Origin of the sequence: Kitasatospora sp. SC0581, assembly GCF_048159585.1 — a bacterium.
Classification (GTDB): Bacteria; Actinomycetota; Actinomycetes; order Streptomycetales; family Streptomycetaceae; genus Kitasatospora.
The window spans coordinates 1-20,504 of sequence record NZ_JBLRWA010000038.1 but is presented as its reverse complement, the minus strand read 5'-3'; the positions used below and the strand labels follow the sequence as shown (position 1 = coordinate 20,504).

Here is a 20,504-nt window from a genome sequence, read left to right as displayed (position 1 = left end):
ACGCCACCTCCCGATGTCCATCGTCACTGAGCTGTCAACAGCGGCTGCGAGCACGACTGCTGACAGCGCGCTGCGGAGCCGGCCGCCGTACTGGCCGGCGTACGACTCCGCAGCGCACTGGTTGTCACCCGTCACAGGTTGTCAGCTGTCCGAGCCACCGTCGGACTTGTCCGCGTCGGCGGACTTGGCCTCGGCGTCCGTGGACGCCTGGCTGCCGGGCTGGGGCTCGGCGACGGCCACCATCGCCGGGCGGATGATCCGCTCGCCGATGCGGTAGCCGGGCTGGAGGACCTGGACACAGGTGTCCTCGGTGACGTCCGAGGAGTAGCTGTGCATCAGCGCCTCGTGCATGGTCGGGTCGAAGGGCTCGCCCTCCTTGCCGAACTGCTGCAGGCCCAGCTTGGCGACGACCGTCTCCAGCGACTCGGCGACGGACTTGAAGCCGCCGGTGACCTCGCCGTGCTCGCGGGCGCGGCCGATGTCGTCCAGGACCGGGATCAGCGACTCCAGGATGTTGGAGACGGCGATCTCGCGGACGGTCAGCCGGTCGCGCTCGACCCGCTTGCGGTAGTTCTGGTACTCGGCCTGGAGGCGCTGCAGGTCACCGGTGCGCTCGGCGAGCTCGCGCTTGGCGGCGGCGAGACCCTCCGAACCGGACTCCCCGCTGCCGGCCGCGGCGGCCTCCTCGGCAGCCTTGATCACGGCCTCTTCGGCGGCGGAGTCGTCGCCGGGCTTGCCGCCCTGCGGCTTGTCCGTCATGCCGCACCGCCCTTGGGCTTCTCGTCGTCCACGATCTCGGCGTCGACGACGTCGTCGTCCTTGGCCTGGGCGGAGTCACCGGAGGGGGCGGCACCGGCGGTGGCGTCGGCGTTGGCGTACAGCGCCTGGCCGAGCTTCTGCGCGGTGGTGGAGACCTTCTCCGAGGCCTCGCGGATCTTCGCGATGTCCTCGCCCTTCAGGGCCTCCTTGAGCTCGCCGATGGCGGTCTCGACCTCGGTCTTGACGTCGCCCGGCAGCTTGTCGGCGTTGTCGGCGATGAACTTCTCGGTCGAGTAGACGAGCTGCTCGGCGGAGTTGCGCGTCTCGACGGCCTCGCGGCGCTTGTGGTCGTCCTCGGCGTACTGCTCGGCCTCGCGGCGCATGCGGTCGACCTCGTCCTTCGGCAGCGAGGAGCCGCCGGTGACGGTCATCTTCTGCTCCTTGCCGGTGCCGAGGTCCTTGGCGCCGACGTGCATGATGCCGTTGGCGTCGATGTCGAAGGTGACCTCGATCTGCGGCAGGCCGCGCGGCGCCGGCGGCAGGCCGGTCAGCTCGAACATGCCGAGCTTCTTGTTGTACGCCGCGATCTCGCGCTCGCCCTGGTAGACCTGGATCTGCACGGACGGCTGGTTGTCCTCGGCCGTGGTGAAGATCTCGGAGCGCTTGGTCGGGATCGTGGTGTTGCGCTCGATCAGCTTGGTCATGATGCCGCCCTTGGTCTCGATGCCGAGGGACAGCGGGGTGACGTCGAGCAGCAGGACGTCCTTGACCTCGCCCTTCAGGACACCGGCCTGGAGCGCGGCGCCGATGGCGACGACCTCGTCCGGGTTGACGCCCTTGTTGGCGTCCTGGCCGCCGGTCAGCTCCTTGACGAGTTCGGCGACGGCCGGCATGCGGGTCGAGCCGCCGACGAGGACGACGTGGTCGATCTCGGACAGCGAGATGCCGGCGTCCTTGATGACGTTGTGGAACGGGACCTTGCAGCGCTCCAGCAGGTCCGCGGTCAGCTGCTGGAACTGGGCGCGGGTGAGCTTCTCGTCCAGGTGCAGCGGGCCCTCGGCGGAGGCCGTGATGTACGGCAGGTTGATCGAGGTCTCGGAGGACGAGGACAGCTCGATCTTGGCCTTCTCGGCGGCCTCGCGCAGACGCTGGAGGGCCATCTTGTCCTTGGACAGGTCGACGCCGTGGCCGCCCTGGAAGACCTTGACCAGGTGGTCGACGACGCGCTGGTCCCAGTCGTCGCCACCGAGGTGGTTGTCACCGTTGGTGGCCTTCACCTCGACGACCCCGTCGCCGATCTCCAGCAGGGAGACGTCGAAGGTGCCGCCGCCGAGGTCGAAGACCAGGATGGTCTGGTCGTCCTTGTCCAGGCCGTACGCCAGGGCGGCCGCGGTCGGCTCGTTGACGATGCGCAGGACGTTCAGGCCCGCGATCTCGCCGGCCTCCTTGGTGGCCTGGCGCTCCGAGTCGTTGAAGTACGCCGGGACGGTGATGACGGCGTCGGTGACCGTCTCGCCCAGGTACGCCTCGGCGTCCCGCTTCAGCTTCTGCAGCACGAAGGCCGAGATCTGCTGGGGGTTGAAGTCCTTGCCATCGATGTTGATCTTCCACCCGGTGCCCATGTGGCGCTTGACCGAGCGGATGGTGCGGTCGACGTTGGTGACCGCCTGGCGCTTGGCCACCTCGCCGACGAGGACCTCGCCGTTCTTGGCGAAGGCGACGACGGACGGCGTGGTCCGAGCGCCCTCGGCGTTCGTGATGACGGTGGGCTCGCCACCCTCCAGAACGCTGACGACCGAGTTCGTCGTACCGAGGTCGATGCCGACCGCGCGTGCCATCGTAGATACCTCCACGGAAGAGTTGAGCTTTACAGGCTCAAGGATGCACGACCCGGTGGACGGAGTCAACAGCTATGAGCGCCGCTCGCTCAACTTTGCTGAGCGGCGGGGCGGAGTGGGCGCGCCACGCCGGGGCGGGGGTGCGGCCACGTGACTGCCGCCATAGCTTGGGAATCTTCTGGACGACGGTCGGTCACCGGTAATGTCCGGGCCGTCGGCCCGGCAAGTTACCGACCAGTACACTCAGTTCCCAAGACCGTGTAACGCAGAGCCTGCTCAACCGCAAAGCCGCAGGAGACGGAGAGCCGATGCAGCTAGCAGCGATCGTCATCTCGCTGGTCACATTCGTGATCGGCACCGCGCTCGCCGCCCGTGCGGCGCTGTACATCTACAAGGTGGTCCGCACCGGTGCGCCGGACTCCACCCGCTTCGGGCAGCCCGCCCAGCGGGTGAAGACCGTCGCGACCGAGTTCGTCGGCCACACCAGGATGAACCGCTGGGGGATCGTCGGCATCGCCCACTGGTTCGTGGCGGTCGGCTTCTTCAGCCTGGTGCTGACCATCGTCAACGCCTTCGGCCAGCTCTTCGACGCCGACTTCGCGCTGCCGATCATCGGCCACTGGATGATCTGGCAGCTCTTCGTCGAGCTGGTCGGCACCCTGACCACGCTGGGCATCGCCGTCCTGATCGTGATCCGGCTGATGAGCCTGCCGTCCCGGTCCGGCCGCAAGTCCCGGTTCGCCGGCTCGATCGCCTGGCAGGCCTTCTACGTCGAGTACACGATCCTCGGCATCGGCCTGTGCATCCTGATGCTGCGCGGCCTGGAGGGCGCCCTCAACGGCGTCGACTCGTACGGGCCGGAGCACCTGGTCTCGTACCCGCTGGTCTCCGCGCTGGGCGGCCTGTCGCACGGCACGCTGGAGAACCTGATCTACCTGTTCGCGATGCTGAAGATCTGCATCTCGTTCGCGTGGGCGACCACCATCGGCCTCAACCCCTCGATGGGCGTGGCCTGGCACCGCTTCCTCGGCTTCTTCAACATCTACTTCAAGCGCGAGGAGGACGGCGGCACCGCGCTCGGCGCCCTCCGTCCGATGACCTCGGGCGGCCAGCCGATCGACTTCGAGGACCCGGCCGAGGACGCCGTCTTCGGCGTCTCCCAGGTCGAGCACTTCTCCTGGAAGGGCATCCTCGACTTCTCCACCTGCACCGAGTGCGGCCGCTGCCAGTCGCAGTGCCCGGCCTGGAACACCGGCAAGCCGCTCTCGCCGAAGCTGCTGATCATGAGCCTGCGCGAGCACGCCTACGGCAAGGCGCCGTACCTGCTGGCCGGCGGCGGCAAGGACATGGAGGGCGAGGAGCGGGCCACCTCCGAGCAGCTCAAGGACGTCCCGGCGGCCGCCCTGGCCGAGGCCGAGCGCCCGCTGATCGGCACCGCCGAGGAGAACGGCGTCATCGACCCGGACGTGCTGTGGTCCTGCACCACCTGCGGCGCCTGCGTCGAGCAGTGCCCGGTGGACATCGAGCACATCGACCACATCGTCGACATGCGCCGCTACCAGGTGATGATCGAGTCCTCGTTCCCGACCGAGGCCGGGACGATGCTCAAGAACCTGGAGAACAAGGGCAACCCGTGGGGCATGGCCACCAAGGCCCGCCTGGACTGGGTCAAGGAGCTCAAGAAGGAGACCGGCATCGAGGTGCCGGTGATCGGTGAGGACATCGACCCCGCCGAGGTCGAGTACCTCTACTGGGTCGGCTGCGCCGGCGCCCTGGAGGACCGCGCCAAGAAGACCACCAAGGCCTTCGCCGAGCTGCTGCACACCGCGGGCGTGAAGTTCGCGATCCTCGGCAAGGAGGAGTCCTGCACCGGTGACTCCGCCCGCCGCCTGGGCAACGAGTTCCTGTTCCAGATGCTCGGCGCGCAGAACGTGGAGACCCTGAACGCGGCCCTGGAGGACGCCCCGGTCAAGCGGATCGTGGCCACCTGCCCGCACTGCTTCAACACCATCGCCAACGAGTACCCGCAGCTGGGCGGCCACTTCGAGGTCATCCACCACACCCAGCTGCTGCAGCACCTCATCGACGAGGGCAAGCTGATCCCGGTCAACCCGGTCGAGGGCCTGATCACCTACCACGACCCCTGCTACCTGGGTCGCCACAACAAGGTCTACAGCCCGCCGCGCGAGATCATGGACAAGGTCCCCGGTCTGCGCCAGCAGGAGATGCACCGGCACAAGGAGCGCGGCTTCTGCTGCGGCGCCGGCGGTGCCCGGATGTGGATGGAGGAGCGCATCGGCAAGCGGATCAACACCGAGCGCGTGGACGAGGCGCTGTCGCTCGACCCGGACATCGTCTCCACCGCCTGCCCGTTCTGCCTGGTGATGCTCTCCGACTCGGTCAACGGCAAGAAGAACGAGGGCGCGGCCAAGGAGCACCTGAAGGTGGTCGACGTGGCCCAGCTGCTGCTCGACTCGGTGAAGGCCCTCCCGCCGACCGGGGACGAGGAGCAGCCCGCGACGGTGGACGCCTGACCGGCGCCGACGAGCCCGCTGTTCGACAGTTCTGCTACAACTGCCCGGCCCGGTGGACGCCGCGAACGCGCCCGCCGGGCCGGGCTTTCGGTCGCTCCGGACGGCCCGCCCCGGTACGGCGGGCGTACGGGGGGTGACGGCAATCGCACAGGCGCCGGACGGGCATTCGGTCGGAAGCAAATACAGTAGGCCCGGACCGGCTTCGTGCCGGTCGACCCGTTCCGGACGGAAGCCCCGGGCGGGTGGCGACCCGCGCCGGCCGGACGGCCGGGTCCAGACCGACGACGAGGTGTCGGCCCGCCGGGCCGGGCCGCAGAGACCACAAGGGGAACAGCGCAGACCATGACCGAGGCGATCATGCTGGTCGGTGGTAAGGGCACGCGACTGCGTCCGCTGACCACCCACACCCCCAAGCCGATGCTGCCGGTGGCAGGCGTCCCGTTCATCGCGCACCAGTTGGCCCGCGCGGCCGCCGCCGGCGTCACCCGCGTCGTGCTGGCCACCTCGTACCTGGCCGAGGTGTTCGAGGACCACTTCCAGGACGGCACCCCGTACGGCATCGAGCTCGTCTACCTGACCGAGCGCGAGCCGCTGGGCACCGGCGGGGCGATCCGCAACGCCGCCTCCGGCCTGACCTGCGGCCCGGACGAACCGGTCCTGGTCTTCAACGGCGACATCCTCTCCGGCGTCGACATCGCCGCCCTGCGCGACGGCCACGTGGCCGCCGGGGCCGACGTCACCCTGCACCTGACCCGGGTCGAGGACCCGCGGGCCTTCGGCCTCGTCCCGACCGACGAGGACGGGCGGGTGCTGGAGTTCCTGGAGAAGCCGGAGACCCCGGAGCAGATCGTCACCGACCAGATCAACGCCGGCTGCTACGTCTTCACCCGGTCCGTGATCGACCGCATCCCGACCGGCCGCGAGGTGTCCGTCGAGCGCGAGACCTTCCCCGAACTGCTGGCCACCGGCGCGCTGCTGCGCGGCGTCGTCGACACCTCGTACTGGCTGGACCTGGGCACCCCGGCGGCCTTCGTCCGCGGCTCGGCCGACCTGGTGCTCGGCAAGGTCGACTCCCCGGCCGTCCCCGGCCCGACCGGCGACGCCCTGCTGCTGCCCGGCGCCACCGTCCACCCGGGCGCGGTGCTCAGCGGCGGCACCGTGGTCGCCGAGGACGCGGTGGTCGAGGCCGGCGCGATCGTCGAGGGCAGCGTGATCCTGCCCGGCGCGGTGATCGGCCCGGACACCCTGGTCAAGGACTCGATCGTGGGCGCCTTCGCCACCGTCGGCGACCGCTCGGCGCTGGACGGCGCGGTGATCGGCGACGGCGCGATCGTGGAGTCGGACAACGAGCTGCCGAACGGCATCCGGATCGCCTGCGGCACCCTGCTGCCGGTCGGCGCCGTCCGCACCTCGGCCGGCCCGGGCGGCTGCCCGGCCGGCACCAGCGCGGCCGCGGCGGTGCACGGGCCGTCGGTCGGCGCACAGCGGTAGCCACCCCGCGCCCCGCGGGTTTTCGGCCCCGTTCGTCTCAGCCTCGCTGCAAACCGGCCCCGGCTTCGTCCGGGGCCGCCGCGGGCCGGGCCGGACGGGTACCTTCGGACCGTGGCTGGTAATCGATACGACAACGGTCAGGGCGCGGACCGTCCGCGCGGCGGGTGGTCGGCCCCTCCGCCGCCGTCCGCGCCCGGGGGGCACGGGGGGACGGACGGGCCGGAGTACTTCACGGCCCCGCACGCGGCGACGCCCGGCGGGCCCGGCGGCGCGCCCGGCGGTCCGGGCACGCCCGGTGGTCCCGGCACGCCCGGCGGTCCCGGGCAGACGGCGGGGGACGGGTACGACCCGTACGCGGCGGACCGGCCCGGCAGCACCCGGGCCTTCCCCGTCGGCGACCCGTACGCGGCCGGCGGTCCGTACCAGGGACAGCCGCCGTACCAGGGGCACCCCGGCCAGGAGCACGGCTACTACGACGACGGCCACGGGCAGCAGCCGCCCTACGGCCCCGAGCAGGGCTACGGCCCCGACCAGGGCTACGGCGCCGAGCAGGGCTACGACCAGCAGCCGTACGGCCAGGACAACGTCGCCGTCTACCGGGCCGGCGGCCAGTCCGCCCCGCACGTCGCCGGGCCCCGACCGCACTGGCGCGAACTGTTCACCGGCCTGTTCCGCAGCCCGACCGCGGTCTTCGACCGCACCCGCGACCACCAGGTCTGGCTGCCCGCCCTCACCGTCTCGCTGCTGTACGGCGCGCTCGCGGTGCTCGGCATCGGGCTCACCCACGACGACATCGTCAACTCGACCTTCACCGTGGCGCTGACCGGCATCCTCGCCGCCGCCATCGGCTTCACCGTGGCCGGCGCGCTCTTCGGCGGGGTCACCTACGCGATGGCCCGCCAGCTGGGCGGCGACGGCCCGTGGAAGGCGACCGTCGGCCTGGCCGCGCTGATCGGCTGGCTCACCGACGCGCCCCGGTTGCTGCTCGACCTGGTGCTGCCCTCCGGCAGCGCCGTCGTCCAGGTCGTCGGCTGGGCCACCTGGATGCTCTGCGCGTACCTGCTGACCAGCATGGTCCGGCGGCTGCACGACCTGCCCTGGGGCAAGGCCGCGGCCGCCTCGGCGATACAGCTGGTGGCGCTGCTGGTGCTGATCAAGCTGCCGACGCTGGGCTGAGCCGCACCGGGCGGAGCGACGCCGGGCCGAGGGCTCCGACGGGCGAAGGGCAGAATGGGGGCGGGCCGCGGCCGAGCGCCGGGCCCGCCCCACCCTCGTCGTCCCACCTTCACCGGAGCCAGGAATGACCCTCCCCACCACCCACGTCAGCTTCCCGGCCGGGGCGGTGACCGGCGAGTCCCCGGTGCTCGCGGTGCACCCGCTGGCCGACGGCCGGTACGCCGTCGTCACCGCGGCGACCCCGTTCCACCCGCTCGACCACACCTGGCCCGACCAGCCGGCCGACCTCGGCACCCTGACCGTCGACGGCACCGAGCTGGCCGTGGTCGACTGCCTGACCGGCGCCGTCGGCCCGGAGGGCGGGGAGCCGCTGGTCGGCGCCGACATCCCGGTCCGGCGCGGTGACGAGGAGTGGTCCTGGCTGGTCCTGCACGTCGTCGACGGCGACCCGGGGGACCTCGTCGGCCGCACCGCCACGCTCGCCGTCGACGCCGACCGCCGGGGCGCCCTCAGCGCCTCGCACAGCGGCTGCCACCTGCTCGCCCTCGCCCTGAACGCCGCGCTCGCCCCGCGCTGGCGCAAGGACCCGGGCCGCTCGGACGCCTTCGGCCACCCGGACTTCGACAGCCTCGCCATGGCGAGCTCGGTGATGGACACCGCGGCCAGCACCGACACCTACCGGCTCGGCAAGTCGCTGAAGAAGAAGGGCTTCACGGTGGACGCCACCGAGGAGTTCCCGGCCCTCGCCGACGCCCTGCCGGCCCTCACCGAGGCCGTCAACGCCCGGCTGGCCGCCTGGGTCGCCGCCGACGCCCCGGTCCGCATCGAGGTGCCCGGCCCCGAGCTCACCGCCCGCCGCCAGTGGCACTGCGAGCTGCCCGAGGGCGGCGCGCAGATCTTCTGCGGCGGCACCCACCTGCACCACCTCGGCGAGCTGGCCGAGCTGCGCACCGAGCTGCGGCTGTCCGAGGACGGCACCGAGCTGGTCGCCGTCACCAGCCCGAAGCGGGCCTGAGAAACGCCGCGGGCGGCCTGATCCCTCGGGTGAGGGGTCAGGCCGCCCGTCGTGCGTGCGCTCCGTGGGGCCCGCGGGTCCTGCGGGTCCTGTGCTCAGACGTCGCTGCGGTGGAAGTTCAGGTACGAGCGGGACGGCGTCGGGCCGCGCTGGCCCTGGTAGCGCGAGCCGTAGCGCTCCGAGCCGTACGGGTGCTCCGAGGGCGAGGAGAGCCGGAACAGGCACAGCTGCCCGATCTTCATGCCCGGGTAGAGCTTGATCGGCAGCGTCGCGACGTTCGACAGCTCCAGGGTCACGTGGCCGCTGAAACCGGGGTCGATGAAGCCGGCCGTGGAGTGGGTGAGCAGGCCCAGCCGGCCCAGGCTCGACTTGCCCTCCAGCCGGGACGCGACGTCGTCGGGCAGCGTGATGACCTCGTACGTCGAGGCCAGCACGAACTCGCCGGGGTGCAGGATGAACGCCTCGTCGCCCTCCGGCTCGACCAGCCGGGTCAGGTCCGGCTGCTCCTCGGAGGGGTCGATGTGCGGGTACTTGTGGTTCTCGAACACGCGGAAGAAGCGGTCGAGGCGCACGTCGATACTCGACGGCTGGATCATCGCCGGGTCGAACGGGTCGACGACGACCCGACCCAGGTCGATTTCGGTCCGGATGTCCTTGTCAGAGAGCAGCACGCTTCGAGGTTACGTGCACGACAGGGCCCCGGACGAATCCGCCCGGGGCCCGTTCCGTCCCTCCGCGACCGTCAGGCCAGGAACTCCGCGGCCTCCAACCGCATCGCCCGCGCCAGTTGCGGCTCCGACAGCTCCCGCACGTCGGCCAGCACCGAACTCCGCATCCGTCCGCACTGCGGGCAGCGGATCAACCGTCCGGGCCCGAGCCGGCCAGGACCGAGGTTCTGCATCGGGAACGTGGTGGTGCTGAACAGGTGCCCCTCGGCACAACGAACGACGGCGCGCTGCTCCATCGATCCCCTTCCCATCCCTAACCCAGTACTCACCCGTACGCACTCGCCCCGACGGCCGAGCCCCGGGACAGCGTCACATTAGGGGATGTTCCGGACATTCCTCACCATGGCTCGCCGCCTCGGCCCCCACCCACCGGAGCACTCGCGCGCGGCCCACACAGTACGCCTCCGCACCCGCCCCACCCGGCTCCGCCACGTCCACCGACCCCCTGTGCAACCACCGGTGCGAATGGGGTACAGTGACACTGGATCGAGCGGTCTCTGACGGCTCATCAGGCGGGCGTAGTTTAATGGTAGAACATGAGCTTCCCAAGCTTAGAGCGCGAGTTCGATTCTCGTCGCCCGCTCCAGCAGTAAAAGCCCAGCTCAGGGACATGATCCCCGAGCTGGGCCTTTTGCGTTTCTGGGCTTCCGTGCCCCCCGCGTGCCTCTACGAGTTGCCGGGCGGTGTCGTGCCCCGACCGAGAGCATCGTTGATCGCGGTGTCCATGCCGTCCGCGATCTTCTTGTCCCGCTCGCTGGTCGCGTGTTGGTAGATCAGTGCGGCCCGGACGGAGGCGTGCCCCATGCGGGCCATCAGCTCCTTGAGGCTGGCCCCGGTGGCGGCGGCGAGGTTGTTGCCGGTGTGCCGGAGGTCGTAGAAGCGGAAGCCCGGCATGCCCGCCTTGGCGCGTGCCTTTCGCCAGATTCGCCCGAAGGTGGTCCGGCGGAACGGGGCGCCCTTCTCGCCGACGAACAGCAGCCCTTCATCCCCCTTCTCGGCGAACAGCTCCAGGTGCAGCCGGACATCTGGCAGGACGGCGGCCGGGATGGTCACGATCCGCTTGCCCGCTTCGGACTTCGTATCGCCGAGCGCCCGTCGGCCGGTGTTGAGTTCAGGGGCGGCCAGCCGGACGCGGACCGTCCCGGCCACGAGGTCGATGTCCTTGCGTCGCAGTTCGGCCAGCTCCTCTGGGCGGAGCGTCGTGAAGGCGGCGAGCAGGACCATGGCGCGCCAGCGCAGCCCCACGAACTCGGCCAGCTCATAGACCTTCTCGATGCTGGCGACCCCGCGTTCCTCGGCCGACTCCTTGCCCGCGCCCTTGATCCGGCACGGGTTCCGGCGGATCAGCTCGTCATCGGTCGCGGTGGCCATCACGGACTTGAGCAGGCGGTATGCCTTCGCGGCCGTGGTGTGCTTGCCGGTGGCCCGGAGTTCGGCCCGCCAGGCGCGGACGAGCGGCGGCGTGATCTCGTCCAGGTCAAGGTCGCCGAAGGTCGGCTGGAGGTGCAGCCGCAGTAGCCGGCGGTACAGCTCAAGGGTGGTCTCCATCAGGCCCCGCTCGGTGATCCACGCGTCGGCGTACTTGCCGAAGTTGACCGCTCCGGCGTCGGGGTCGCGCCAGTCCTTCTTGCGGATGCTGGTCTGCATCTCGGCCAGCCAGTCATCCGCGTCGGTCTTGGTCTCGAAGGTCTCGGGCGCCGGCCGAAGCATGCCGGTCGGGTCGAGGTACCGGGCCTGGAAGCGGCCGGAAGGGAGCTTGCGGATCCGGCCGAACTGCCGTCGCTTGCTTGCCACTTAGGCCACCGCCCGCAGTCGACGGGACCGGGGCTGCACGGTGTTGGCGGTCACGTACTCGGACAGGGCCGCTTCCGTGATGCGCACGTGACGGCCGACCTTGACGAAGGCGATCCGGCGCTCGGCGACCAGGCGCCGGGGGAACCGCTCCCCGCTGGTCTCCCAGGTGCCGAGAAGTTCGGCGACCTCCTTGATCGTCAGCAAGTGGCCCATGCTGATTCCCCCTCTTCTCGCGCGAGTTGTGCGCGCATCTCCTGTCGGTCGGTGGTGTGGCGTTCGTGCAGGTCCCGGGCGATGGTGGCGGCGAGCATGGACTCGCCCGGGGAGTTCCCGGCGCCGGCGAAGGCCCAGTGGGTGACGACCACGGTCTCGGCGTCGGGCAGGTCGTCCAGGTCGGGGAGGCCGGCGGCGAGGAGCCGTTCCCTCAGCTCGGCGCGGGCCTGGTCGGCGCGGTAGTCGGCGCGAACCTGGCGGAGGGCGCCGAGCGTGGTCGAGTAGGTCGGGGACTTGCTGGAGAAGTGGCCCCGGAAGCCGAGCATGTGCGACCAGTGCGCCAGCAGGCGGCCGGGGTAGTGCTGATCGAGGTCCCAGCAGGCTTCGATCAGGCGGCGGGTGTGGGTGGGCAGATCATGCCGGTCGAGTTCGTGGCGCTCCAGGATGCGGCGGTCCACGGTCTCGGTGGTCTCGGCGGACTTGGTGGCGTACTTGGCGATGTAGGAGGCGACGGCCCGCTCCGTGATCTCCCCGCCGGCGAAGGCGCCGATCGGCCGCACGTCCACCTGCGTGCCCCACTCCAGGACGCGGGCGGGCTGGTCGCCCCCGGCGGCGACAGGGAGACCGGCGCGGCGGGCGGCGGCGCGGATCGCGGCGTCCAGCAGGGCGACCGTGGCCCACGCTGGTGGGGGCGTGTCGGGTCCGCCGGGGCCGTCGATGCGGATGACGGCGTGGAAGTGGACGGCGCCCCGGCGCTGGTACTCGGCGACCTTGCCGAACGAGATCTTCGCCTGCTCCTTGAACTCGTACTGGTACAGCCCGGTCATCTTCGCCATGGCCCGGAACAGGTAGATCGTGAAGCGGCGCCACAGGTCGGGGGCGTGATTGTTCCAAAGCACCGCGTGCCCGTACTCGTAGTGCTCCGGGTCGAGCGGCGTGCCGAGCAGCGGCGAGCCGGCAGGGTGAATGTGGCCGCAGCGGCAGGTGCCCTTGTCGGGCCGGTTGTGGACCGGGCCGAAGCTGGGGGCGGTGAGCGTGGCGAAGACGCGGGGGTGGGAGCGGACCGTGGTCGGGACGTTCTTGGTGGTGTCTCCGGCGAGTCCGGCGCGGATCAGGTGGAAGGTGTCCGCCGAGTAGGTCCGGGCGCAGGAGGGGCAGCGGGAGGCCCGGCGGTTGCCGCAGGCGACCTTGAGGCGCCCACCGGGTTCGTGGTCGGTGGAGTAGCGGTGCCAGACGGCGCCTGTCGGGGCGTGGGTGAGGGTGCGGAAGCCCTTGAGGTGCATCGGGTTGGAACAGCCACCGGTACGGCGGAGCTGGTCGTGGAGGCGGGGAAGGTCCCCCCGGGTGGCGAGTCGGGCGAGGTCGGCGAGGGCCAGCCGGTCCGGGAGTTGGTGAAGCACGGGGTATCTCCTGCGGGAGAGAGCCCCGGAGCCGGGCGGTCGAGCGGCTCCGGGGCGGAGCGGCTCAGGACTGGTCGGCGGGCTTCTGGTGGCGGTCGGTCCACTCCTCGGCGCAGACCTTGTGGACGGGCTTGCCACGGTCGGAGCGCAGGTTGGTGGGCTTGTCGCAGATGCCGCAGGGGGCGGGCTTCGGGGCCCAGTGTTTGGAGTCGCGCCAGTCGAGGAGGGCCATTGGTCAGGCCGCCTTGGCGGTGGTGGCCAGCGGGCGGGCGACGGCGCCGGTGCCCTCGCAGGTGGGGCAGTTCACCGGGACGGTGGCGCGGGAGCCGTCGCGCAGGCGGACGCCGGTGGCGATGGTGACGGCGGCGAAGCCGGAGCAGTTCGGGCAGATCCGGTTCGGGGCGTGGTTGTGCTGCGGCATGATGGAGCTCTCCTTCGTGGGCTTCGGTTCGGGAAGGGGTTGCGGCCTCGGGGCGGCGGGATGCTTGGCGGCGTGTTGCCGCCCCGGGGCCGGTCTTCGAATCAGCGGCGGCGGGAGGTACGGCCGTCGCGCTTGTGCGCGTACATGTCCCGGTCGGCGGAGGCGAGCGCGTCCGTGAGCGAGACGACCGGCAGCTCGGCGACGGGGCAGATGCCCACCGATGCGGAAGCCGGGAGCGTGAGGCCGGCGTACGGGACCGGCTGGTTGAGGGCCGCGCGCAGTTCGGGCAGGCGCGCAGGGGCGTCGACGGCGACGACGGCGAACTCGTCCCCGCCGAGGCGGGCAGCGATACCGGGACGGCCGCACCAGGCGGACAGACGGGCGGCGGTCGCGGCGAGCACAGCGTCGCCGGCGGCGTGGCCGTAGGTGTCGTTGGTGGCCTTGAAGTCGTCCAGGTCGACCAGCAGCACCGAGACGCGGTCCGGACCGCGCTGGGTCAGCCGATGGGCCCGGGCGGTGAAGCCGTCGCGGGTGTGGAGCCCGGTGAGCGGGTCACGGCGGGCGGTGGCGAGGCGCCGGTTCAGCCAGGTGCCGTGGGTGGTCCATCCGATCAGCGGTACACCGGCGGCAAGGATCGTGGGCACGTCCATGTGCGGTCCTTCGTGATGGGGGTGGTTGGGGTTGCGATCTCCGGGGCGGCGGGATGCTGGCGGCGTGTTGGCCGTCCCGGGAAGGTCAGAGGCCGAGGCGCTGGGCGCGGCCGGCGGCCTGGTCGAGCAGGTGGTGAATGTCGGCCCGGCGGGTGGTGGGGCGGTCGTTGTACTCGTCCGGGGAGCTCACGGGGCGGCCGGTGGCGTGCAGGATCTCCATGAGCTGGACCCGGGCGGTGGTGACGGTGGCCGGGGTGCCGTAGCCGTGGGCGAGGACGGCGGCCTGGGCGCCGAGGAGGCAGACGCGGCCGGCGGAGTCCCACATGGCGCCCTGGACCCAGCCGAAGGCGTCGATGTAGCGGGAGGTGAGCTGGAGGTGGCCGGCGGCGCTCACCGGCACCGGGCGGGCCGGGCGGTGGGTGAGCCGGTCGAGGAGCGTGAGCCGGGGCACCGGGTAGCCGGCGTTCCAGGGCTGGATCGTGGAGCCGAGCGGCGAGACGTACGGGACGGCGATGCGGGCCGGGGCGGGCAGCGAGGCCAAGTACGCCTCGATCTCGGCGACGAGACCGGAGCCGTCCACGGTGACCAGGGGCGGCAGGCGAACGATGGTCTTCATCATCAATTCTCCTTTCCTGCTTGCTACTTGTTGGTCTTGTTGACGACGGACACGCCGTCGCGGGTGGTGTTGTCGATCAGCGGGGCGGCGGAGGTGCCAGCGAGGTAGAAGCCGAGGAGGACGAAGGCGGCGACCACCCACCAGCGCAGCCGGAGGTGCCGGACGATGAGCCACGCGACGATCGCGAGGACGACGATGAACGGCAGCTGGATGTGCACCAGGCGGGCCTTTCAGACAAGTTCGGCGACGAGGGCCGAGGCGAGCGGGTCCTTGACGCCGAGGACGGCGCGGAGCGCGGCGGCGTCGATCGGGTTGCCGGTGCGGGCGCGGTGGTCGTCGGCGACCTTGCGGGCGTGGTCGAGGAGGAAGGCCGGGACGGCCGGCGCCGGAGCCGGTTCGGGAACTGTGGTCGGCGCCGATGTGGGAGCCGGCTCGATCGCCGGGACAGTCACGGGCGGTTCGACGGGTGTCGGCTCAGCGACCGGGACGTAGAGCGGCTGAGCATCCTCGGTCTCGGTGTCGTCCGATTCGAGTTCCGCGACCGGGGTTTCCTCGGCGGTCGCGGTCGCGGTCGCGGTGGTCGAGTGGGCGAGCAGGGTTCCGCCGAGGAAGGCGGCGGCGGGCCAGCCGGCGACCAGGACGCGGAGCCAGGCCGGGGCATCACCGAGGTCGAGGAGCCCGGCGGTGCCGACGTTGGCGCCGAGCGAAGCCGCCAGAGCGATGACGAACCAGCACCAGGCGAGCCGGCGGGCGGTGCCGGAGCGCATCCGGCGCCAGGCGGCGACGAGCAGGAGGTCGACGGAGACCGGGTAGGCCCAGGACTTCCATCCGGCCTGTCCGGCGGCTTCGGCGAGGTCGTGGAGGTGGGCGAAGGAGAGCGCGGCGGCGATCACCGCCTGTGCGAGTACGGCGTCCAGCTTGGGGAGTCGGCGCATTGCGTGCCCCGTCAGAGCTGGTTCTTGTCGATGGAGAAGAAGAGGACGACGCCGCCCGCCAACTCCGGCTGCTGCCGCGTCAGCACGCTGATCGCCTTCTCGTAGATGTCCGCGCGGGTCATCTGCGGTGTCGGCTTGATCGTGTTTGCGAAGGTCCCGATGGCGGACATGCCGCGCACGGTCTGCTGCATCGTAAGGATGCAGAAGTAGGTGTCCTGCTGCATTGGTGACTCCAGGGGATCGCGGGCCGGGCGGTGAGCGGTCGGCCGCCCGGTCCGGTTAGCTGTCGCTACTTGGTGGTCTTCTGTCGACGCGTCACGGTGAGGTCGAGGTGGCGCTGGCCGGGGTTCTCGGCGTGGCTCTCCTTGACGTCGTGCACGTGCCACATCCGGCAGAGGTCGGCGACGATGAACGGGACGTCGTTGGTGTCGCAGGTCATGCGGATTGCGATCACGGCGATGCCTCCGGAGCGGTGCCGGTACCGAGGCAGTCGAGGCACGTGGCTTCCTGCTCGGCGATCCGGCGGCGGCGGGTACCCCGGCCGGCGTAGACGGTCTCGGTGATCTGGCCGGTGCCCTTGCAGGGCTGGCAGGCCACGGGCTTCGGCGGCGCGGTGCGCTTGCGGGTGGCCACCGGGGTCACCGGCGGTTGCGCTGGGCGCGGTCGGCAGCGGCACGGGCCTCGCGGGCGAGCTGGGCGGCGTCGCGGTCGTCCGGGTTGGCCTCGGCGATGCGCTCCAGCAGGTCCGCCTTCTCGGCGAGCAGCGGGCCGTTGTCGTCGTTGTCGCGGGTGGCCTTGAGGTGGCCGAGGAAGGCGCCGATCTCGGCGATGGACGGCTTGCGGGACACGGGCGGATCTCCTCCTGAGCAAGGCATGGCGGGGTAGGGACTTGGCGCGAAGAGGCCGCGCCGGCCGTTGGGGGAGGGGCCGCTACTTGCCCAGCGAGATCGGCGCCAGGTTCGGCGGCGTCGAGGGCATCGGCGGGATCACCGGGCTGGCAGCCGGCGGGCGGAAGGCCGCCAAACGGGCCACGTCGGGCGTGAGGTGCGCGAACTCGGCACAGCGCTTGGCGACTTCGGCGAGTGAGCGGTGCGGAGTGCGGATCTCGGACCACTGGCCGGAGGTGTCGCCGGCGACGGCCATACCGGGCATGTCCGGGCTGATCTTGGTGGATGCGGCGACGGCGGCGTCGGAGACGTCCCCGAGGCCCATCTTCGCGGTCTCCAGGTCGTTGACCCGGTGAACGGTGCGGCTGGTGAGCTGGGAACGGAGCAGAGTCGCGCCCTTGCCCAGCTCCGAGCCGAACCGTTGACCGGCGATCTCCAGGAAGATGCCGGCGGCGCGGGCGAGTTGGGCGAGCCGGATGAGCGCGGTGACGATCTGGTTCCGGCGCTCCTCATCGGCCTTGCTGGCCGCCAGGAACAGCTCCGCGATCTCGTCCACCAGGACGACGATGGGCACCGGACGGATCTTCTCCGTCAGGCCCCAGATGTCGGCGGTCAGATCCTCGGCCGCCACCGACCCGGGAACGCCCTGGTGGTCGCGGATGAGGTCGTACCGGTCGTCCATCTCGACCAGCAGCGCGAGCAGCAACCCGAGCGCTTCGCCCTGGTCAGTGGCCAGAGCGGACAGCCTGGGCGCGAACGGGCGCTGTTCCACGCCGCGCTTGCAGTCGATTCCGACCAGGGCGACCGGTTGCGGAGCGAGGCCGTGGATCAGGTTGCGGGTGAACATCGACTTGCCGGACTGGTTGGCACCGAGGTTCAGCCCGTTCGGTGCCTGCCGGAAGTCCCGGTGGTGAACGGTGCCGTCGGCCCGCAGAGCGACCGGAATCCGCAGCAGCTCACGAGACTTGGTGCCGGCCCGGTGCGGCATGCGCACGTTCCGCAGCACGTTGAAGCCGACGATTTGGAGATCCACCACCCCGGGCTTGACCTCCGAGACGTGCACCGCGTGGACCTCCCAGGCGTGCCGTAGCCGCTCAGCCGCGTCGACCAGGTCCGTCGTCTGCTGGCCCCGGGCGAGACGGAGTCGAATCCGCAGGCCGGTCGAACTCGGCTGCACGCCACGGATTACCGGCATCGCGGGCTTGGCCGGCTGGTCGGTGCCGGATGAGGACATGGCACGCCAGAACGTGGGCTCCACAGTCAGCCCGCAGGCTTCCATGACGTTGTCGAAGTCGTGTCGGATGCGGTGGACGGTCAGCGGCAGGCCGATGGTCGCCCAGTAGGTCCGGGGCATCTTGGCCTTGGCGTAGAACGCGCCGATACCGACCGTGGCCGCCGGGACGCTCAGCTCCAGGAGCGTCGTGGTCAGGGTGTCCACGGCGATCAGGCGTTCGCGCCGGCGAGGACCGGGGCGGTGACCGTCACGGCGTCGGCTCGGAAGGCGATCCCGGAGCGCTTCTGGCCGTTGAACTCGTTCTCCCACGGCCGGGCGATCAGCCGGGTGAGGGTGACCAGCACGCCGGGCGCCAGCCCGTCCGGGATACCCGGCTGCGGCACGGTGAGGGACAGGATGTCCGCCTCGCCATTGGCGACGAACGTGACGTCCAGGGTGACCAGCGGCGCGCCGGTCTCGGCGTCCATCGCCATCTCGCCGGTGCGGCGGTCCTTGAGCTTCGGGCGGGGCGCTTGGGCGACCATCACCAGCGCGGCGGTCGTGTCGACGGGGATGAAGCGCATGAGCTGGGCTCCTTCATCTTCAGCGGCCCGTAGGGGCGGCTGGGAAAGGTGGCGGCGTGTTCGGCAGCTCCCCGCTAAGGGGGGGTTACCACCAGGGGTCGCGCCCTCCGCGTGTTAAGGGGGGCTTACCACTAGATTGGACCCGCCTGGCCGCAGTGTCAAGCCCCCCTTACCATTGGTGTCATGAGACTTGCTCCGCACGTCGGTTGGGAGGTGCCGCGCCATGATCGATGAGGTTCGGCGCGTAGCGGCCATCAAGGACCATCGCGTCCGGGTCAAGGCTTCCGTGGAGCTGATGGAAGAGCTGCAAGCCGCCGTGATCGAGACCTCCCGGATGCGGAAGGAGAGCATCGCCTGGCTCCGGCAGAGCGGCCTGTCCATGGCGGAGGTCGCGAAGCTCATGGGGGTCAGTCGCGCGCGCGTGGCCCAACTGAAGGACGCGGGGCCGCCGGCCGAGCGTGCGTTCCTCGGCACGGACCGGGTGAGCGTCGCAGTGCCGCAGCGGCCGGGAGAGCGCGAGTACGTAGCAGTCGAAGACAGCGCCACCGGGCAGCAGTTGATCAACCTTGCGCACCGGCTCCAGCTCGACGGCGAGCTTGAGTACATCCCCACCACGGGAGCCATCGACCTGAACCGAGATGGCTTGGTCGTTGTGTGCGGGCCGAAGACGTCTCCCGTCACCGCGGCTGCTCTGGCTGCCGACCCCCGGCTGTCGTTCGAGACACTCGAAGACGGCAGGTGGGCACTGATCGACCGGGAGAGCGGACAGGCGATCACTTCGCCGACCGATGACCCGGAGGGCCCCCGGCTTTCAGACGCGGCCTACCTCGGGCGGTTGCCGCGGCCGGACGGCGCCGGCTTCTTCCTGTTGGTCGCCGGTGTGCATGCAGTGGGATCGCTCGGGGTCGCGCACTACCTGTCGACCCACGTTGCCGAGCTGTACGGCGAGATCGGAGACCAACCGTTCTCCATGGTCATCGGCTGCGACTACGAAGCCGGCACCAAGCGCGTGCTCGCTAGCCGGGCGCTGACCGGTGTGCTTCGCCACGAGGCAGCCTGACGTGCTGGTCTCGGTCGCGACAGCCCCGAACCCGGGCCGGATCAACGAGGACTTCGTGGTCGCCAGCCCCGAGACCGTTGTTCTCCTCGACGGAGCTGGGCTGCCCAGCAGCATGAACACCGGCTGTACTCACGGCGTGCCGTGGTTCGTGCAAACCCTTGGTGTGAGCATCTTCAAGCACGCGACCGAACGGCCGGCGGCGCTGACCGAGTGCCTCGCGGACGCGATCGACTCCACGGCTCGACTGCACGCGAAGACGTGCGACTTGGGCAACCCGATGACGCCGACGTCCACGGTGGCCATCGCGAGAGCCCGCGGTGGTGCCTTCGAGTGGTTGGTATTGGCGGACTCGACCGTCGTGCTCAGCCTGCCCAAGGGGATCGACGCGATTTCGGATCACCGGGTATCGGCGGTCACTGACCGGCAGCGAGCCGACATGGCAGCAGAGTTGGAGCACCTAACCGAAGCCGAGAGGCGGATGGCTCTGGCTCACGCCCAGAGGCAGCTGATGAACACCGCGGCTGGCTACTGGGTTGCTGCCACTGAAGCCGGTGCTGCCGAACAGAGCCTGACCGGGGAGGTCCCGTTGCCCAGCGTCCGAGCCGCGGCAGTTCTGACAGATGGTGCAGCCCGGGCCGTTGACGACTTCGGGGTCATGGGCTGGCCCGACCTCATGAGCCGACTGGAGGTGAGTGGCCCGCACGGGGTCATCCACCACACGCGGGAGCTCGAACGCTCAGACCCGCAAAGGCGACGCTGGCCCCGCTCGAAGTGCCATGACGATGCGACGGTGGTGCTCATGCAGCGCGAGCCGGAAGGCTTGCTGGGCAAGCGGTGAGTGATCCTCAGGGCGTGAGCGCCAGTGCTGTGCAGGCCCAGGCGAGCGGCGTGGGGGATGGGGGTAGGTAGCTGGAGGGAGGGTGTGAGGGAGTGGGGTCAGAAGATGACTGTTACGAGTTTCGCTACTGGTTCAAGGGTGCGCACAGCGCGCCAGCGCGCGGCCTGCCGCACGCCGCCGCTCCTGTCTGCGCCCCACGTCGGCGGCGGCCAGCCGCGCACGTCGAGCGTGCGGCTGGGAGGGATACCGAGGTTAGAGCCTGCCGTGGCTGAGGGCGGGCGGCTCCACGGTTTTACCCACCTCCCAGGCTCGGGACCCGAGTCGAGCAAGAACGGGGGGCCACTCGGCCAAA

Annotated in this window: 24 protein-coding genes, 1 tRNA gene and 1 pseudogene; 7 read left to right on the top strand and 19 right to left on the bottom strand. The window is 70.8% G+C overall.

Annotation, left to right across the window (positions count from 1 at the left end; genetic code table 11):
• Window positions 1-141 precede the first annotated feature (141 nt).
• Window positions 142-759 (bottom strand): nucleotide exchange factor GrpE, encoded by a 618-nt coding sequence (grpE, locus tag ACLWS4_RS33935; protein ID WP_049650422.1) that lies wholly within the window; start codon window positions 757-759, stop codon window positions 142-144.
• Window positions 756-2,597, bottom strand: coding sequence for a molecular chaperone DnaK (gene dnaK / locus ACLWS4_RS33930; RefSeq protein WP_074001854.1), 1,842 nt, complete (start codon window positions 2,595-2,597; stop codon window positions 756-758). Before dnaK ends, grpE begins: the two co-directional genes overlap by 4 nt.
• Before the next feature lie 308 nt (window positions 2,598-2,905).
• Here dnaK and ACLWS4_RS33925 point away from each other — a divergent pair, with 308 nt between their 5' ends.
• The 4 genes and pseudogenes from ACLWS4_RS33925 to ACLWS4_RS33910 all read left to right on the top strand — a co-directional run bounded on the left by ACLWS4_RS33925 (window position 2,906) and on the right by ACLWS4_RS33910 (window position 8,813).
• Window positions 2,906-5,131, top strand: a complete 2,226-nt coding sequence (locus ACLWS4_RS33925; protein ID WP_375875070.1) for a (Fe-S)-binding protein — start codon at window positions 2,906-2,908, stop codon at window positions 5,129-5,131.
• A gap of 342 nt (window positions 5,132-5,473) precedes the next feature.
• Window positions 5,474-6,547, top strand: a pseudogene (locus ACLWS4_RS33920) (sugar phosphate nucleotidyltransferase); the annotation flags it as partial.
• Window positions 6,548-6,733: 186 nt separating this feature from the next.
• Window positions 6,734-7,798, top strand: a complete 1,065-nt coding sequence (locus ACLWS4_RS33915; RefSeq protein ID WP_074001852.1) for a Yip1 family protein — start codon at window positions 6,734-6,736, stop codon at window positions 7,796-7,798.
• Between the two features lie 124 nt (window positions 7,799-7,922).
• The gene (locus ACLWS4_RS33910) at window positions 7,923-8,813 is read left to right on the top strand and encodes a metal-dependent hydrolase (protein ID WP_416876136.1); all 891 of its coding nucleotides are present in this window, start codon (window positions 7,923-7,925) and stop codon (window positions 8,811-8,813) included.
• Window positions 8,814-8,908: 95 nt separating this feature from the next.
• Here the strand turns inward: ACLWS4_RS33910 and dcd are convergent, their stop codons facing one another.
• Both dcd and ACLWS4_RS33900 read right to left on the bottom strand, forming a co-directional pair.
• The gene (gene dcd / locus ACLWS4_RS33905; protein ID WP_049651628.1) at window positions 8,909-9,484 is read right to left on the bottom strand and encodes a dCTP deaminase; all 576 of its coding nucleotides are present in this window, start codon (window positions 9,482-9,484) and stop codon (window positions 8,909-8,911) included.
• Between the two features lie 71 nt (window positions 9,485-9,555).
• Complete coding sequence (locus ACLWS4_RS33900) at window positions 9,556-9,777, bottom strand: hypothetical protein (RefSeq protein WP_074001850.1); 222 nt, start codon at window positions 9,775-9,777, stop codon at window positions 9,556-9,558.
• 276 nt (window positions 9,778-10,053) lie between these two features.
• Between ACLWS4_RS33900 and ACLWS4_RS33895 the strand changes: the two genes are divergently transcribed.
• Window positions 10,054-10,127 (top strand) — tRNA-Gly (locus tag ACLWS4_RS33895).
• 80 nt (window positions 10,128-10,207) lie between these two features.
• Here ACLWS4_RS33895 and ACLWS4_RS33890 read toward each other — a convergent pair.
• The 15 genes from ACLWS4_RS33890 to ACLWS4_RS33820 all read right to left on the bottom strand — a co-directional run bounded on the left by ACLWS4_RS33890 (window position 10,208) and on the right by ACLWS4_RS33820 (window position 18,254).
• A complete protein-coding gene (locus tag ACLWS4_RS33890) occupies window positions 10,208-11,335 on the bottom strand; it encodes a tyrosine-type recombinase/integrase (protein WP_416876135.1) in 1,128 nt (375 codons plus the stop codon).
• Complete coding sequence (locus ACLWS4_RS33885) at window positions 11,336-11,548, bottom strand: excisionase family DNA-binding protein (protein ID WP_416876134.1); 213 nt, start codon at window positions 11,546-11,548, stop codon at window positions 11,336-11,338.
• Window positions 11,533-12,948 carry a replication initiator protein RepSA gene (gene repSA / locus ACLWS4_RS33880; RefSeq protein ID WP_416876133.1) on the bottom strand — a complete coding sequence of 472 codons (1,416 nt, stop codon included), beginning with the start codon at window positions 12,946-12,948 and terminating at the stop codon, window positions 11,533-11,535. Before repSA ends, ACLWS4_RS33885 begins: the two co-directional genes overlap by 16 nt.
• Before the next feature lie 64 nt (window positions 12,949-13,012).
• Window positions 13,013-13,180 (bottom strand): hypothetical protein, encoded by a 168-nt coding sequence (locus ACLWS4_RS33875; protein ID WP_416876132.1) that lies wholly within the window; start codon window positions 13,178-13,180, stop codon window positions 13,013-13,015.
• A 3-nt stretch (window positions 13,181-13,183) separates the two neighbouring features.
• Window positions 13,184-13,369 carry a hypothetical protein gene (locus tag ACLWS4_RS33870; protein WP_416876131.1) on the bottom strand — a complete coding sequence of 62 codons (186 nt, stop codon included), beginning with the start codon at window positions 13,367-13,369 and terminating at the stop codon, window positions 13,184-13,186.
• A gap of 101 nt (window positions 13,370-13,470) precedes the next feature.
• A complete protein-coding gene (locus tag ACLWS4_RS33865; RefSeq protein ID WP_416876130.1) occupies window positions 13,471-14,019 on the bottom strand; it encodes a GGDEF domain-containing protein in 549 nt (182 codons plus the stop codon).
• Window positions 14,020-14,104: 85 nt separating this feature from the next.
• Window positions 14,105-14,635 carry a hypothetical protein gene (locus tag ACLWS4_RS33860; protein WP_416876129.1) on the bottom strand — a complete coding sequence of 177 codons (531 nt, stop codon included), beginning with the start codon at window positions 14,633-14,635 and terminating at the stop codon, window positions 14,105-14,107.
• A gap of 23 nt (window positions 14,636-14,658) precedes the next feature.
• Complete coding sequence (locus ACLWS4_RS33855) at window positions 14,659-14,853, bottom strand: hypothetical protein (RefSeq protein WP_416876128.1); 195 nt, start codon at window positions 14,851-14,853, stop codon at window positions 14,659-14,661.
• 12 nt (window positions 14,854-14,865) lie between these two features.
• Entirely contained in the window at window positions 14,866-15,570 is a 705-nt protein-coding gene (locus tag ACLWS4_RS33850; protein ID WP_416876127.1) for a DUF2637 domain-containing protein, read from the bottom strand.
• An 11-nt stretch (window positions 15,571-15,581) separates the two neighbouring features.
• On the bottom strand, window positions 15,582-15,794 hold the full coding sequence (locus tag ACLWS4_RS33845) for a hypothetical protein (protein ID WP_416876126.1): 213 nt from the start codon (window positions 15,792-15,794) through the stop codon (window positions 15,582-15,584).
• Between the two features lie 65 nt (window positions 15,795-15,859).
• Complete coding sequence (locus ACLWS4_RS33840; RefSeq protein ID WP_416876125.1) at window positions 15,860-16,024, bottom strand: hypothetical protein; 165 nt, start codon at window positions 16,022-16,024, stop codon at window positions 15,860-15,862.
• Window positions 16,021-16,203 (bottom strand): hypothetical protein, encoded by a 183-nt coding sequence (locus ACLWS4_RS33835; RefSeq protein WP_416876124.1) that lies wholly within the window; start codon window positions 16,201-16,203, stop codon window positions 16,021-16,023. Before ACLWS4_RS33835 ends, ACLWS4_RS33840 begins: the two co-directional genes overlap by 4 nt.
• Window positions 16,204-16,208: 5 nt before the next feature.
• The gene (locus tag ACLWS4_RS33830; protein WP_416876123.1) at window positions 16,209-16,418 is read right to left on the bottom strand and encodes a hypothetical protein; all 210 of its coding nucleotides are present in this window, start codon (window positions 16,416-16,418) and stop codon (window positions 16,209-16,211) included.
• Window positions 16,419-16,500: 82 nt separating this feature from the next.
• Window positions 16,501-17,895, bottom strand: coding sequence for an FtsK/SpoIIIE domain-containing protein (locus ACLWS4_RS33825; RefSeq protein ID WP_416876122.1), 1,395 nt, complete (start codon window positions 17,893-17,895; stop codon window positions 16,501-16,503).
• A 5-nt stretch (window positions 17,896-17,900) separates the two neighbouring features.
• A complete protein-coding gene (locus tag ACLWS4_RS33820; RefSeq protein ID WP_416876121.1) occupies window positions 17,901-18,254 on the bottom strand; it encodes a hypothetical protein in 354 nt (117 codons plus the stop codon).
• Between the two features lie 223 nt (window positions 18,255-18,477).
• Here ACLWS4_RS33820 and ACLWS4_RS33815 point away from each other — a divergent pair, with 223 nt between their 5' ends.
• Both ACLWS4_RS33815 and ACLWS4_RS33810 read left to right on the top strand, forming a co-directional pair.
• Window positions 18,478-19,314, top strand: a complete 837-nt coding sequence (locus tag ACLWS4_RS33815; RefSeq protein ID WP_416876120.1) for a sigma-70 family RNA polymerase sigma factor — start codon at window positions 18,478-18,480, stop codon at window positions 19,312-19,314.
• A 1-nt stretch (window position 19,315) separates the two neighbouring features.
• The gene (locus ACLWS4_RS33810; RefSeq protein ID WP_416876119.1) at window positions 19,316-20,152 is read left to right on the top strand and encodes a protein phosphatase 2C domain-containing protein; all 837 of its coding nucleotides are present in this window, start codon (window positions 19,316-19,318) and stop codon (window positions 20,150-20,152) included.
• Window positions 20,153-20,504: the final 352 nt, after the last annotated feature.

What these genes read in the sequence shown, in the direction of transcription:
- grpE (WP_049650422.1), bottom strand. Translation starts at nt 759, where the DNA reads ATGACGGACAAGCCGCAGGGCGGCAAGCCCGGCGACGACTCCGCCGCC.
- dnaK (WP_074001854.1), bottom strand. Translation starts at nt 2,597, where the DNA reads ATGGCACGCGCGGTCGGCATCGACCTCGGTACGACGAACTCGGTCGTC.
- ACLWS4_RS33925 (WP_375875070.1), top strand. Translation starts at nt 2,906, where the DNA reads ATGCAGCTAGCAGCGATCGTCATCTCGCTGGTCACATTCGTGATCGGC.
- ACLWS4_RS33910 (WP_416876136.1), top strand. Translation starts at nt 7,923, where the DNA reads ATGACCCTCCCCACCACCCACGTCAGCTTCCCGGCCGGGGCGGTGACC.
- ACLWS4_RS33900 (WP_074001850.1), bottom strand. Translation starts at nt 9,777, where the DNA reads ATGGAGCAGCGCGCCGTCGTTCGTTGTGCCGAGGGGCACCTGTTCAGC.
- ACLWS4_RS33885 (WP_416876134.1), bottom strand. Translation starts at nt 11,548, where the DNA reads ATGGGCCACTTGCTGACGATCAAGGAGGTCGCCGAACTTCTCGGCACC.
- ACLWS4_RS33875 (WP_416876132.1), bottom strand. Translation starts at nt 13,180, where the DNA reads ATGGCCCTCCTCGACTGGCGCGACTCCAAACACTGGGCCCCGAAGCCC.
- ACLWS4_RS33870 (WP_416876131.1), bottom strand. Translation starts at nt 13,369, where the DNA reads ATGCCGCAGCACAACCACGCCCCGAACCGGATCTGCCCGAACTGCTCC.
- ACLWS4_RS33865 (WP_416876130.1), bottom strand. Translation starts at nt 14,019, where the DNA reads ATGGACGTGCCCACGATCCTTGCCGCCGGTGTACCGCTGATCGGATGG.
- ACLWS4_RS33860 (WP_416876129.1), bottom strand. Translation starts at nt 14,635, where the DNA reads ATGAAGACCATCGTTCGCCTGCCGCCCCTGGTCACCGTGGACGGCTCC.
- ACLWS4_RS33850 (WP_416876127.1), bottom strand. Translation starts at nt 15,570, where the DNA reads ATGCGCCGACTCCCCAAGCTGGACGCCGTACTCGCACAGGCGGTGATC.
- ACLWS4_RS33845 (WP_416876126.1), bottom strand. Translation starts at nt 15,794, where the DNA reads ATGCAGCAGGACACCTACTTCTGCATCCTTACGATGCAGCAGACCGTG.
- ACLWS4_RS33820 (WP_416876121.1), bottom strand. Translation starts at nt 18,254, where the DNA reads ATGCGCTTCATCCCCGTCGACACGACCGCCGCGCTGGTGATGGTCGCC.
- ACLWS4_RS33815 (WP_416876120.1), top strand. Translation starts at nt 18,478, where the DNA reads ATGATCGATGAGGTTCGGCGCGTAGCGGCCATCAAGGACCATCGCGTC.